Annotated in this window: 12 protein-coding genes and 1 pseudogene; 11 read left to right on the forward strand and 2 right to left on the reverse strand. The window is 66.4% G+C overall.

Going from position 1 to position 11,956, the window contains the following annotated elements; genetic code table 11:
• The 3 genes from ACQP2D_RS14795 to ACQP2D_RS14805 all read left to right on the forward strand — a co-directional run bounded on the left by ACQP2D_RS14795 (nucleotide 1) and on the right by ACQP2D_RS14805 (nucleotide 3,050).
• Entirely contained in the window at nucleotides 1-573 is a 573-nt protein-coding gene (locus tag ACQP2D_RS14795; protein ID WP_433684268.1) for an adenine phosphoribosyltransferase, read from the forward strand.
• Nucleotides 574-630: 57 nt separating this feature from the next.
• Entirely contained in the window at nucleotides 631-1,236 is a 606-nt protein-coding gene (locus tag ACQP2D_RS14800) for a DUF4291 domain-containing protein (RefSeq protein WP_433684269.1), read from the forward strand.
• Nucleotides 1,237-1,460: 224 nt separating this feature from the next.
• Nucleotides 1,461-3,050 (forward strand): ABC-F family ATP-binding cassette domain-containing protein, encoded by a 1,590-nt coding sequence (locus ACQP2D_RS14805; protein WP_433684270.1) that lies wholly within the window; start codon nucleotides 1,461-1,463, stop codon nucleotides 3,048-3,050.
• Between the two features lie 2 nt (nucleotides 3,051-3,052).
• On the opposite strand, the gene ACQP2D_RS14810 is transcribed toward ACQP2D_RS14805, so the two are convergent.
• Nucleotides 3,053-3,463: a nuclear transport factor 2 family protein gene (locus ACQP2D_RS14810; RefSeq protein ID WP_433684271.1), complete on the reverse strand. Its 411-nt coding sequence runs from the start codon at nucleotides 3,461-3,463 to the stop codon at nucleotides 3,053-3,055.
• Nucleotides 3,464-3,547: 84 nt separating this feature from the next.
• On the opposite strand from ACQP2D_RS14810, the gene ACQP2D_RS14815 reads away from it, so the two are divergent.
• From ACQP2D_RS14815 to ACQP2D_RS14850, 8 genes are all read left to right on the forward strand, one after another.
• Nucleotides 3,548-4,048, forward strand: coding sequence for a winged helix-turn-helix transcriptional regulator (locus ACQP2D_RS14815; protein WP_433684272.1), 501 nt, complete (start codon nucleotides 3,548-3,550; stop codon nucleotides 4,046-4,048).
• A gap of 58 nt (nucleotides 4,049-4,106) precedes the next feature.
• Entirely contained in the window at nucleotides 4,107-5,372 is a 1,266-nt protein-coding gene (locus ACQP2D_RS14820; RefSeq protein WP_433684273.1) for a hypothetical protein, read from the forward strand.
• A 106-nt stretch (nucleotides 5,373-5,478) separates the two neighbouring features.
• Nucleotides 5,479-6,750: a hypothetical protein gene (locus ACQP2D_RS14825; protein WP_433684274.1), complete on the forward strand. Its 1,272-nt coding sequence runs from the start codon at nucleotides 5,479-5,481 to the stop codon at nucleotides 6,748-6,750.
• 72 nt (nucleotides 6,751-6,822) lie between these two features.
• Nucleotides 6,823-7,188, forward strand: coding sequence for a DUF4345 domain-containing protein (locus ACQP2D_RS14830; protein WP_433684275.1), 366 nt, complete (start codon nucleotides 6,823-6,825; stop codon nucleotides 7,186-7,188).
• Between the two features lie 256 nt (nucleotides 7,189-7,444).
• Nucleotides 7,445-8,404: an acyl-ACP desaturase gene (locus ACQP2D_RS14835; protein ID WP_433684276.1), complete on the forward strand. Its 960-nt coding sequence runs from the start codon at nucleotides 7,445-7,447 to the stop codon at nucleotides 8,402-8,404.
• 117 nt (nucleotides 8,405-8,521) lie between these two features.
• Nucleotides 8,522-9,472 (forward strand): hypothetical protein, encoded by a 951-nt coding sequence (locus ACQP2D_RS14840; RefSeq protein WP_433684277.1) that lies wholly within the window; start codon nucleotides 8,522-8,524, stop codon nucleotides 9,470-9,472.
• Between the two features lie 47 nt (nucleotides 9,473-9,519).
• Nucleotides 9,520-10,776, forward strand: coding sequence for an adenylosuccinate synthetase (locus tag ACQP2D_RS14845; RefSeq protein ID WP_433684278.1), 1,257 nt, complete (start codon nucleotides 9,520-9,522; stop codon nucleotides 10,774-10,776).
• Nucleotides 10,777-10,968: 192 nt separating this feature from the next.
• Nucleotides 10,969-11,595, forward strand: a complete 627-nt coding sequence (locus ACQP2D_RS14850; protein WP_433684279.1) for an NUDIX hydrolase — start codon at nucleotides 10,969-10,971, stop codon at nucleotides 11,593-11,595.
• Between the two features lie 42 nt (nucleotides 11,596-11,637).
• Here ACQP2D_RS14850 and ACQP2D_RS14855 read toward each other — a convergent pair.
• Nucleotides 11,638-11,769, reverse strand: a pseudogene (locus tag ACQP2D_RS14855) (YnfA family protein); the annotation flags it as partial.
• Nucleotides 11,770-11,956: the final 187 nt, after the last annotated feature.

The raw sequence follows: 11,956 nt of genomic DNA on the forward strand, positions 1-11,956 counted from the left end.
ATGAGCAAGCATGCGGCGGTGGAAACGGATGACGTCCTAGCCGAGCGGACGGGCAAGGCGGCCCAAATGGTCGAACGTCTCACCCGCTGGCGCGACGATTTCCCCTCTCCCGGCATCCGCTTTGCCGATCTGACGCCGGTTTTCGCCGATCCGGAGGGTTTCCGGGCGGTTGTCGACTGCCTCGCCGCCTGTGCGCCCGATGCCGATCTGGTGGCGGGGGTAGACGCGCGGGGGTTCATTATCGCCGCGGGTGTGGCCACGACATTGGGTACCGGTGTCATGGCGGTGCGGAAGGCGGGCAAGTTGCCGCCGCCGGTGATCTCGCGCGAGTACAGCCTCGAGTACGGCACGGCCGCCCTGGAGATCCCCGCCGATGGGGTCGAGCTGAAGGGCCGTCGCGTCCTGCTCCTCGACGACGTCCTCGCGACCGGTGGAACATTGGCAGCCGCGGCGGACCTGTTCCAGGCCGCCGGTGCCGAAATCATCGCGGCCGCAGTGGTTTTGGAGCTCGGATTCCTCAACGGGCGCGATCGCCAAGGGGACTACCCGTTGACGTCGGTGGTGCGGATCTAGTTCGCCGTTCGCGGAAACCGGTTTGCCGCTGGAGGTTCGGGCTGCGAGGATCGCCTGATGGTTGCTTCCGCGCCGATGCGGCAGATTCGGGCGTCGTATGACGATTCGACAGTTGTGGTCTATCAAGCATATTCGCCGCATATCGCCGAACCCGCCCTCGCCGCGGCGACTTTCGTGAGTCCGTTCAAGCGTGAGCGGATGACCTGGATCAAGCCGTCGTTTCTGTGGATGATGTATCGCTGCGGGTGGGCGAGTAAGCCGGGGCAGGAGCGGGTGCTCGCCATCAGCATCACGCGCAGCGGATTCGAGTGGGCATTGGCGCGGGCGTGCCTGAGTCACTATGCGCCGGCACTGTATTCGGATCGCCGGGAGTGGGCCGAGCGGTTGCGGACGAGTCCGGTGCGAATTCAATGGGATCCCGAACGCGATCTGCATCACCGGCCGTTGCCGCATCGGTCGCTGCAGGTCGGACTGGGTGGCGCGGCGGTTGACGCATATATCGACACCTGGATCACCGGGATACGGGATGTGACCGATCAGGCGCGGGGGATCCGTAAGCTGGTCGCCGCCGGTGAATTGGATGCGGCCGCCGGGGCGCTGCCGGTCGAGCGGCCGTACCCATTGCCTGCGGAGATCTCGGCTGTTATCGGTGCCGGCGGGTAGCGGATCAGGGCCTTCGGACCGGGTAGTCCAGGTGATTGCCCGGTCGTGTCGCAGCCGCGGCGGATCGTGTGATCCAAATATCAGTGGCGCTAGATCCGCGGTTGCGCTTAACCTGTACGAGTCTAATCCCCGTTGATCGGAGTCATGTCGTTGCTCTCATGAGGTAGCCATTCGGGCGGCCCGCATCCGCGCGCCGCATTTCCGTAGCAACCTCTGGGGTCCACATGGCCAATCTTTCCCTTTCCGATCTCACCTTTTCCTGGCCCGACGGCACACCCGTATTCGACGGGCTGGATGCCGTGCTCGGCCCCGGTCATCTCGGCTTGGTCGGTGCCAATGGCGCGGGCAAGTCCACACTGCTGCGGCTGATCGCGGGTGGGTTGACGCCAGCGTGCGGTTCGGTCACGGTGACCGGGCGGCTCGGTTATCTGCGTCAGGATCTCGGCCTGGGCACCGGTCAGCGCGTCGATGCGGTGCTGGGCATCGCCGCGATACGGAAGGCGTTGCACCGCATCGAATCCGGCCTCGGCGAGGAGTCGGACTTCAACACCGTCGGTGGGCAGTGGGATGTCGAAGAGGGCGCCATCGCCCTACTCGGTCGACTGGGTCTGCACTACCTCGCCGACTCGGTCGAACAGCTGGACCGCCGTCTGGAGACGCTCTCCGGCGGCGAGACGGTGCTGCTCGGCCTGGTCGCGCAACTGTTGCGCGAACCGGACGTGCTGCTACTGGACGAGCCGACCAACAACCTGGATCAGCATGCCCGGCAACGCCTCTACGAGGTCGTCGGGCAATTCTCCGGCACCGTCCTCACGGTCAGCCACGACCGCGAGTTGCTGGAGCGGATGAGCGCGATCGCCGAACTCCGGCAGGGCGAATTACGTTTGTTCGGCGGCAATTTCAGCGAGTACGAACGGATCATCGAGGCAGAACAGGAGGTCGCGCGGGCCATGATCCGAGACGCGCGCAGCGATGTCCGCAAACAGGCACGCGAACTGGTCGAGACTCGGATCAAACTGGATCGCCGAGCGCGCTACGGACAGAAGATGTTCGAGAACAAGCGCGAACCGAAAATCGTCATGGGCGCGCGCAAGCGGGCCGCGCAGGTGTCGGCGGGCAAGCTGCGCAATAACCACATCGAAAAGCTGGACACCGCAAAGGAACAGCTACAGCAGGCCGAGGACCTGTTGCGCGACGACCGGCACATCCGCATCGACCTGCCCGGCACCAGGCTCTATCCGGGCCAGGATGTCATCGAGCTCGACCGGGTCGAACTGGCCTGCGGGCCGACCGTGACGCTGCGGGTGTCCGGTCCAGAGCGGATCGCGCTGACCGGTCGCAATGGCGCGGGCAAAACCACACTGCTGCACCGCATTGCCGCGGCACCGCCGAAGGTTCCGTGGCGGATGCTGCCGCAACGCCTCGATATCTTCGACGAGCACCGCACGGTCTTCGAGAATGTCGCCTCGACCGCGCCGCACGCCTGCGCCGAACAGATCCGAGCCCAACTCGCCCGCTTCCTGTTCCGAGGCACCGACGCCGACGTCGCGGCATCGGCTCTCTCCGGTGGTGAACGCCTGCGCGCCGCACTCGCCATGCTCCTACTCGCCGACCCGGCCCCCAAACTCCTGCTACTCGACGAGCCGACCAATAACCTCGATCTCCCCAGCCTCGACCACCTCACCCAGGCCCTGGCCAACTACGAGGGCGCGCTGATCGTCGTCAGCCACGACCCCCGCTTCCTCGATGACATCGGGATAACCAGGCGCGCGGAGTTGAGCGCCGACGGACTGACCGAAACCCTGATCCGGTAGCGCTATCCGCGCGCGGCCCGCCGCATGACCCCCGGATGCCGCAACAGCCGCGGCCCCAGCTTCACCGCGAGGAGGCTGAGCGGTAGCCAGGGCCGCAGATGCGGGTTGAGGCGGCGAATCCGGCCGTCGGCGGCCAGTTCGAGGATCATGGCTTCGGTCATTCGGAACGGACCGACGCTGGCCTCGGCCAGCAGAACGCGACGGTCGCCGTCGCCGATGTCCTCGGTCCAGCGCAGTTGCGAGAGGCTGCCGTAGGCCGCGGTCAGCAGGATGCGCAGGTCGTCGTGACCGCGGAAGGTCAGGCGGCCGGACAGCGGTGAGGTCAGCTCGGCATCGGGGGCGAGGGTGCTCATCATGGCGTCGATATCGACGGCCTCGGTCGCCTCGCGGAATTGTGCCACTGCGTCGGACATCGATCACCTCTCTGCGTTCGGTTCATCGGTCGTATCGCAACGTAACCAAGTCACTTGCAAAAAGCAATGGACTAGGATGAGATGGTGCCCAAAGCTGCCATGTCCGACATTGTGTGCTCGATCGCGCGAACGCTCGACGTGGTCGGGGAGCGGTGGACGCCGCTGATACTGCGCGATCTGTTCGTCGGGGTGAACCGGTTCGAAGACATCCGCCGTGACCTCGGCATCGCCTCGAATGTCCTCACCGCGCGCCTGGATACGCTGCGGGAGTACGGGATTGTCGAGGCGCGGGCGTATCAATCGAATCCGGTGCGCCACGAATACCTGCTCACCGAACAGGGCCGCGACCTGTATCCGGTGCTCACCATGCTGATTTCCTGGGGTGACAAGTGGCTCGCCGGGCCCGCGGGCCCACCCGCGCTGGTCGTGCATCGCGACTGTGGGCACGAGACCTCCGGGGTGGTGGTCTGTCGCGCCTGCGGTGCGCCGCTCACCGCGGACAACGTGTACTGGCGGCACGGCCCCGGCGCGCACCGAGGGCCGGGGACCATGCTCATCGGCGACCATCTGGAACCGGCGCAGTAGGGCCACCGCGCACCCGCTCGAGTTGAGCGACTTGCTCGGCTGCAGCATGATCAATGCGATGGACCCGGTGCTGCAAGCAATAGCCGACGTCGATTGGGACGAGCTGGAACATGCTTATGGCCCCGCGGCGGATGCTCCGGCGCATCTTCGGGCGCTGCTCGACGGTGATGCCGAGGCCTGTGTCGACGCGGTCGGCTATCTCGATGCCGCGCTATTGCACCAGGGGAGTGTGTACTCCGCGACCGCGCCGTTCGTCGCGATCGTCGCCCAATTGCTGCCGCGCCCGCATACCGCGATGACGATCGAGGACATCCTGCCGTGGGATCCGGAGCCGCGGTCCTTGCGGGTGGCGCTGCTGGACTACCTCGAGATCTTCGCGCACAGTTGTTGTTCCGGAATTTCCGACGCACAGCTGTATGCCGAGGCCTATCCACCCGGTCGCAGCGAGGAGGATCTGCAGCGGGTCAAGGCAAATCGGCGCGCGGGACTGCTGGAACTGGGTCCCGATCCCGCGAAAGCCCTACTGGTGGAGCATGTTCCGACACCGCCAGGCCTACTGGCGGCAATCGATGACAACGAATTCCGCACGGCGATGCGTGCGCGGGACGAGATCGCCTGTCGCGCGGTGATTCCCGGCGTCATCGAGGCGATCGAACCCCTGGTCGACGATGCCGACGCGGTGGTGCGCATCGCCACGCTGCGCGCGCTGATCGAGCTCACCGCGCATCCCACCCTGAACGCGAAGCGGTCCGCACTGCTCGACCGGCTCGACACCATCGCGCCGACCATTCCGGACCCTGCCGAACGTGCCACTGCCGCAAGGGTTTCGGGCATCCACGGCGGCTGTCCGGAACGGCTGCTCGCCGACCCCCATCCCGGTGTCCGCGCCTGTGCCGCCCTGGCGCCCGCATTCGCCACCGAACAACGCGCCACCGACGAACTTCTTGCCGCACTCGAGCGCCCCGAGGTCATCGACGAGTGGTTCAACCGCTACCTACCCGGGCAGGACGGCTGGCTTCGCCACGATGTCATCCGCGAACTCGTCGGTCGCGTCCATGATTTCGAGATACTGCTGCCCGCCGCCATCGAAGCGGCCTGGGCCGCCAATGAGCACACCGTACACAACGACTGTATTTCGTTCCTGCACAGAGCCTTTCCTGATCCGATCACCGACGAGTCGGAGCTGTCCGCCGCACAGCTGTCCTATCTCGCGGTGCTGGCCGAGATCGAGCCCCTGTGGCAGACCGGTCAACTCGATCGCTGGTTCAGCGAGGCGGGCCTGCCCGGCGGCCGGGCGAGCTGCCGTCGGTTCGTCGAGCAGTAGGCGATTCGATCCATCGCCGCGGGCCGCGTCAACGGGTCCGCGTCCGCAGTGTGGGTGTAGGGTCCTGACTTTCGCCGCCGGACCGCGGACACAAGGATGTGTATCCATGGGAATCGAGTTGAACGTGGCGGGGGTGTGCCGCGCGCCCACCGAGGACTTCCTCGATCAGGTCGGGGCGTGGTTGCGGACCGGTCCGGCCGGTGCGCGGGTCGGCTGGACCGCCACGTCGGCTCCTTTTCGGAAATCGGTGGAGATCTCCGGGGATCGCCTGCTGGCGGTGCTGCATCCGGCGGCCGAGCCGGTCGATCTGCGCGCGGCGCACGGCCAGGTGGTGGTGAGCGCGGGCTGCGCTTCGGCCGGGCCGGGCTATCACCGGCACGTCGCGGCGGTACTGCACGAAATGGGCAGGCGCTTCGACATCGTGTGGGATGAGGGCACCGAGGATCCGCTCGGACTGGCCGATAACCGCGCCGAGGTCGAACACGACTACCTGATGTGGATCCGCGCGCTCGCCCGGACGGTACTGACCGAGGTGCCCGCCGAGGGCGCCTGGGTGTCGATCGGATTGTCCCTGGGCAGTGACCGTTTCGATCATGACGGGCTGGCCGCGAGTTGGTTGGGACCGCGCGACCGCGACTGGTTCCAGGCCGTCTGCGACGGCAACGAGGCGGCGGCACGCGCGTTCTTCCCCTGGTGGGACGACGGCTGGACCGCGCTGACGATTCGCAATACCGCGATGGGCATCATCTGGAACGACGTGCGGTGGCGCGCCCCGTCGGACGCCGATGACACCCCCGCGCTGCACCAGGCCGACGCCTTGCTCGCCGAGGCGCACCGGCTCGACGCCGCACTGGACCTGCCGTGGGCGGCCTGGCACGAATTGCGGTCGCTGCTGGCGGATTCGGCACCCATCGCGGCCGGTGCGCCCATCGATCTGCCCGCGCGGGCCGCCGCGGATCGGCCCGCGCGGCTCGGCTACCGCCGCCGCTCGGTCCGCACGACGCCGGTATCCGGCTGGAGTCTGCGGATACCGGGCGATTTCACCTACGGCTGGGACGGCGATCGCTGGTGGGCCTGGGACGGCACCTGCCAGATCGAGATCACCATTCTGCGGGTCGGCGACGCGCAGACCGGTCCGCCGCCGGCTGCGATGCTGCAATACGGCGCCAATGCCACCGCGGGTCATCGCGGCGAGCCGGTCACCGGCGGACCGGGTGACGGGTGGTGGTTGCCCGCGGAGGACGGCGACGAGGTCGGGGTGCAGGGGATCGCCAGCCGCCGCAACGGCGAACTTCTCCTGGTCACGATCAGTGTTCCGGGGTCACAACTGGGTTGGGCGATCGAGGTCTGGCGCTCGCTGCAATACGGCGGGGATTGATCACACGTTTGTGGAAGCGGGTGCGCGCTCCCATCGATCATGCTGGCCTTCCGACTCGATCAGGAGGTTCTCTTGGCAACTGTCATCGATATCGTCATCGGCCTGTTCTTCCTCGCGATGGGTGGATATGCCCTCGCCGCGCCGGCCGCGCTGATACGTCCCTTCGGCATGCGTCCCGAGCACGCCACGGCCCGCTATGAGATCCGCGCCGTCTACGGCGGGTTCGGGCTGGCGATGGCGGCGATGCTGGCGGTCGCGGCGACCCACGATGGATCCCTGCGGTCGGGAATCATGTTCACGATCGGTGCCGCGCTGGGCGGAATGGCTTCGGGGCGAATCATTTCCGCCGTCATCGATGACCGAACATCCTTCTACCCCAACTGGTTCTACTGCCTGATCGAAACCGTCGCGGCGGCGGCCCTGGTGCTGACGGCCTGAGCCGAATCCGGTTGTTGCATCGCTGGCCGGTGCCTGTCGCGCGGCTCATCACCCATCCATCGAGGTTGTACTTCTTTCAACTACGACGGTGCGTGCCTGATCAGGCCTCCGCGCGATACGCATCGGCCTGTCTACGCGATCAACCAATGGTGCGCGGTTCGAATTCGCCGGTGAATTCGCCGTGAGGGATTTCGGCAGCACGCCAATCGGGGCACTCTGGACGGAGAGCCGCTGATCCGACGACAGGAACCCGATCGTGACACATACCTTGACTCAGCTGGAGTTGCTGACCGAACTCGAACCCGTTGCCGAACAGAACCTCAACCGCCACCTATCGATCGCCAAGAACTGGCACCCGCACGATTATGTGCCATGGGACGAGGGCCGAAGTTTCGCCGAGATGGGCGGAATCGATTGGGAGCCAGGACAATCCAGTCTGAGCGAACTGGCAAAGGCGGCGATGGTCACCAACCTGCTGACCGAGGACAACTTGCCGTCCTATCACCGACTGATCGCCGAATCCTTCTCACAGGACGGCGCTTGGGGCACGTGGGTGGGACGCTGGACCGCCGAGGAACACCGGCACGGAATTGTCATGCGCGACTATCTCGTGGTCACCCGAGGGGTGGATCCGGTGGCGCTGGAACACGCGCGGATGGTCTGTATGACGACCGGGGTGCAGCATCCGACCGGAGTGGACGACAACGGCTTCCTGCCCGGCATCGCCTATGTGACATTTCAAGAACTGGCAACCCGGGTCAGTCACCGCAACACCGGCAAGGTCTGCAACGACGCGGTCGCCGACCGCATGCTGCAGCGCATCGCCACAGATGAGAACCTGCACATGGTCTTCTATCGCAACCTGTGCGGCGCGGCCATCGATCTGGCCCCGGACCAGGCGCTGACGGCGATTTCGGCGATCATCCGCAACTTCCAGATGCCGGGCGCAGGGATGCCGAACTGGCGGCGCAACAGCGTATTGATGGCCAAACACGGCATCTACGATCTGCGCCAGCACCTCGAGGAGGTCATCAACCCGGTGCTGCGCAAGTGGAATGTCTTCGAGCGCACTGACTTCACCGCCCGCGGCGAACAGGCCCGCGAGGAGCTCGGATTGTTCCTGGAGCGACTCGGCAAGGATGTGATCAGGTTCGAGGAGCAGCGCGACCGGGCCTTGGCGCGCGAGGCGGCGAAGCGCGAGCAGCAGGACGCCTGAGCGGGTTGGACCCGTCCGCGAAGATCAACTCGCGGTACCGATCTCGACCAGCGGACTCTTGACGAGCATAGTTTTAGTCTCATACACTAAAACTAGTTCACGAGAGGAAGTGACGAAATGGGATACGGACATTGGGACGACACCGCCTACCGCGCGGCCAAGACCTTCCGGGCCAGCCGGGGTCTGGACGACTTCGGATATACCGCCGAGATGCAGGGCCAGCCATATACGAGTTGGCAGGCGCATCCGGCCCTCGACCCGCTCGGTGTCACCGCGCGCGAATGCCGGGATTCCGATGAGCACGGGAATTCGCTGCCGATCGCGGTGCTGTTCGACGTCACCGGATCGATGGGACGGGTGCCACGGATCATGCAGGACAAACTCGCCAAGCTGCACGGTCTGTTGCGGAGCAAGGGGTACGCGCAGGATCCGCAGGTCATGTTCGGTGCCATCGGCGATGCCGATACCGATCGGGTGCCGCTGCAGGTGGGGCAGTTCGAGTCCGACAACCGGATGGACGAGCAGTTGCGCAATATCCTGTTGGAAGGCGGCGGTGGCGGACAGAAGTCCGAAAGCTATGAACTGGCCGCGTATTTCATGGCCACCCATGTCGCGACCGACGCATGGGAGCGGCGCGGCAAGCGCGGCTATCTGTTCATCATCGGTGACGAGCTGAACAAGCCCGGGTTGGCGGGGCGGCACATCCGCGCCGTCATCGGCGACCATGTGCGCACCGATATCGATGTGGCCTCGATCTACCGGGAACTGGCCGAACGGTGGCACGTGTATTACATCCTGCCCAACCAGTCGAGCTACTTCGACGATCCGGAGATCGCCGAGCACTGGCGGGGATTGCTCGGCCAGAACTTCATGAAGCTCGACGATCCGGCCGCGGTGTGTGAGCTCATCGCACTCACCATCGGGCTCGCTGAGGACCGCGTCGATGTGCATACCGGACTGGCGGACCTGCGCGATGTGGGGTCGGTGGCCGAGGCGGATTCGGTCGGAAAGGCGTTGGGCGCCAAGGCGGGACCGAGTATGCGTGCACTGTCCCGGGGGCGGAGCTGACGTCGGGTCGCTGCGCAGTCATCGATCGGAAAGGCGAGGGGTGCAGGGTGATTCGGTCACACATCATAGTGCTCGACCTCGGGTTCGGGGATGCGGGGAAGGGTGCGACCGTCGATTGGCTGTGCTCGCCGGAGGCGGGGTTCGGCGTATCGGCGGTCGTGCGATTCAACGGCGGTGCACAGGCGGCGCACAATGTGATCGCCGACGGACGGCATCACACCTTCGCGCAGTTCGGATCCGGCACCTTCTGCGGCATTCCGACGCTGCTCTCGCGGCATATGCTGGTCGAGCCGATCGCGCTGGCGAGTGAATCGCTGCGGCTGGCCGCACTGGGGGTGCCGGATCCGCTGTCACTGCTGCGGATCGATGGGCGCGCGTTGCTCACCACGCCGATTCATATCGCCGCCAACCGTGCTCGCGAGGACGCGAGGGGTTCCTCACGGCACGGTTCCTGCGGCCGCGGCATCGGCGAAACGGCCAGCTACGCACTCGAATACGACGCGCCGACGGTATCGGACTGTCTGCGCCCGAACGTCTTGTACGCCAAGCTCCAGGCGCTGGCGGCACATTACGGCCCGCCGATCGCGCCGAGCGCGCACCGCTACGAGCCGATTCGCGATCTGGTCGAGATGTACCGGGAATTCGCCGCCGCCGTCCGCATCGTCGACGGCGGCGAACTCGCCCGCCTGGCCCGGCGCGGCCGCCTGATCTTCGAAGGCGCACAGGGCGTTCTGCTCGACGAGTGGCGCGGCTTCCACCCGCACACCACCTGGTCCACGGTGGAACCGCGCAACGCCCGCGCCCTGCTGGCCGAAATCGATACTCCCGCCTACACACTCGGCGTCACCCGCACCTACCTGACCCGCCACGGTGCCGGCCCGTTCCCCACCGAAGACCACACCATCACCATCCCCGAACCGCACAACACCACCGGCCCCTATCAGGGCGCCTTTCGTCGCGGCCACCTCGACTCGATCCTGTTGCGCTATGCCATCGAGGCCTCCGGTGGTATCGACGGCCTCGCCGTCACCCACCTGGACGCCCCCGGAACCGGCTACGCCGCAACGGGATACGCGACACCGACCGGTGTAGTGGACCGCCTGGAACCGGGCCCATGGCAGGATCTGGACCACCAACGCCAGCTCACCGAACTCCTGACCACGTCCAACCCGATCCTCACACCGATCCCCGCCGACCCGATCCCGTGGCTGGAACGTCGACTCGATACCCCGATAGTCCTGACGGCCGATGGTCCCGACCGCCGCGACCGCACGCCGATCCGTACGGCGGCCGCTGTCGCATAGGGCTCAAAGCTATGACCTTGCGATGGTCCATCGTGGTCGTACCACGCGACGGTGGCGCGACACACGGCCGTGTTCTCGCGCCCGAGCCGGCAGGGGCGTATCGCGTGGCATACGGCTGCGGCGAAGGTCGAGATGTTCTTGTTCGCGTGCCACTCGGCGGAGCATCTCGGGGGTCCGGCAGGATGGGGCGGCGTGGAGCAATCCGTTGTTTCGGTCGATGTGGTGGCGTTGCGGTTCTGGGGCGATGACGCCGGGGTGAGTGTTGGTATCGCGCCGCGGGAGATGGAGCCGTTCACGGGGCGGTTGGCATTGCCGGGCGTGCTGCTCGGGCGGGGGGAGCGACTGGTCGCGGCTGCGCGGCGGGCCGTGCACACCAAGCTCGGGGTGCCGGAGGCGGCGATCGGGGCCGTCGGGCAGTTGGTGACCTTCGATGAACCGAACCGCGACCCGCGCGGGCCGACGTTGTCCATCGCGATGTGGGCGGTGGTCGGCCCGCACGAGGGGCCCGCGCGATGGGTTCCCTTCGATGCGGTGCCCGAACTGGCCTTCGACCACAATCGCATCGTCGATGCCGCCCGCGGCCTGCTCGCCCGATTGCTCTGGAAGGACATCGCCTTCACCCGGGCACTGACCGGCGACGAATTTCCCGCCACCCGCGCGGTCGAACTCAGCGCCTCGGTCCACGGCACCCGCCCGGACGCGGCGAACCTGAACCGCACCCTGGCCGCCATCCCCGGCCTGGCCCGCACCACCGAACGCCGCCGCGTCAAGGCCACCGGCCGCCCCGCCGCCATCTGGGCCTTCACCCCCGACGAATAGCGCAGCTGCATGCCGGGTCGGTGCGGGTAGGGGCGCAAGGGTTCAGGAGCGTGGGGCGTACATGATGACCGCGACGCCGAAGAGGCAGAGGGCGGCGCCCAGGTAGTCCCAGCGGTCGGGGTGGAATTTGTCGACGATCATGCCCCAGGCGAGTGAGCCCGCGAAGAAGACGCCGAGGTGTCCACCGGCTTCTGCTGTTCACCTCACCGATACGCGCCAGTGAGCAGTGGGAATAGCTATTGGCTATCGGGAGTTCAATGGTTGTTCAGCGAGGCGACCAGCGATGGCGAGACCGATGAAACGTCCATGAACACTCGCTCGGTGAACTATCCGAAGGGCACGGGCGTACCGGATCGTTCCG

This window comes from Nocardia sp. CA-119907 (genome assembly GCF_050955995.1).
Classification (GTDB): Bacteria; Actinomycetota; Actinomycetes; order Mycobacteriales; family Mycobacteriaceae; genus Nocardia.

Bases quoted from the DNA above. Each gene is read 5' to 3' on its own strand.
- ACQP2D_RS14795 (WP_433684268.1), top strand. From the start codon at position 1: ATGAGCAAGCATGCGGCGGTGGAAACGGATGACGTCCTAGCCGAGCGG.
- ACQP2D_RS14800 (WP_433684269.1), top strand. From the start codon at position 631: ATGGTTGCTTCCGCGCCGATGCGGCAGATTCGGGCGTCGTATGACGAT.
- ACQP2D_RS14805 (WP_433684270.1), top strand. From the start codon at position 1,461: ATGGCCAATCTTTCCCTTTCCGATCTCACCTTTTCCTGGCCCGACGGC.
- ACQP2D_RS14810 (WP_433684271.1), bottom strand. From the start codon at position 3,463: ATGTCCGACGCAGTGGCACAATTCCGCGAGGCGACCGAGGCCGTCGAT.
- ACQP2D_RS14820 (WP_433684273.1), top strand. From the start codon at position 4,107: ATGGACCCGGTGCTGCAAGCAATAGCCGACGTCGATTGGGACGAGCTG.
- ACQP2D_RS14825 (WP_433684274.1), top strand. From the start codon at position 5,479: ATGGGAATCGAGTTGAACGTGGCGGGGGTGTGCCGCGCGCCCACCGAG.
- ACQP2D_RS14840 (WP_433684277.1), top strand. From the start codon at position 8,522: ATGGGATACGGACATTGGGACGACACCGCCTACCGCGCGGCCAAGACC.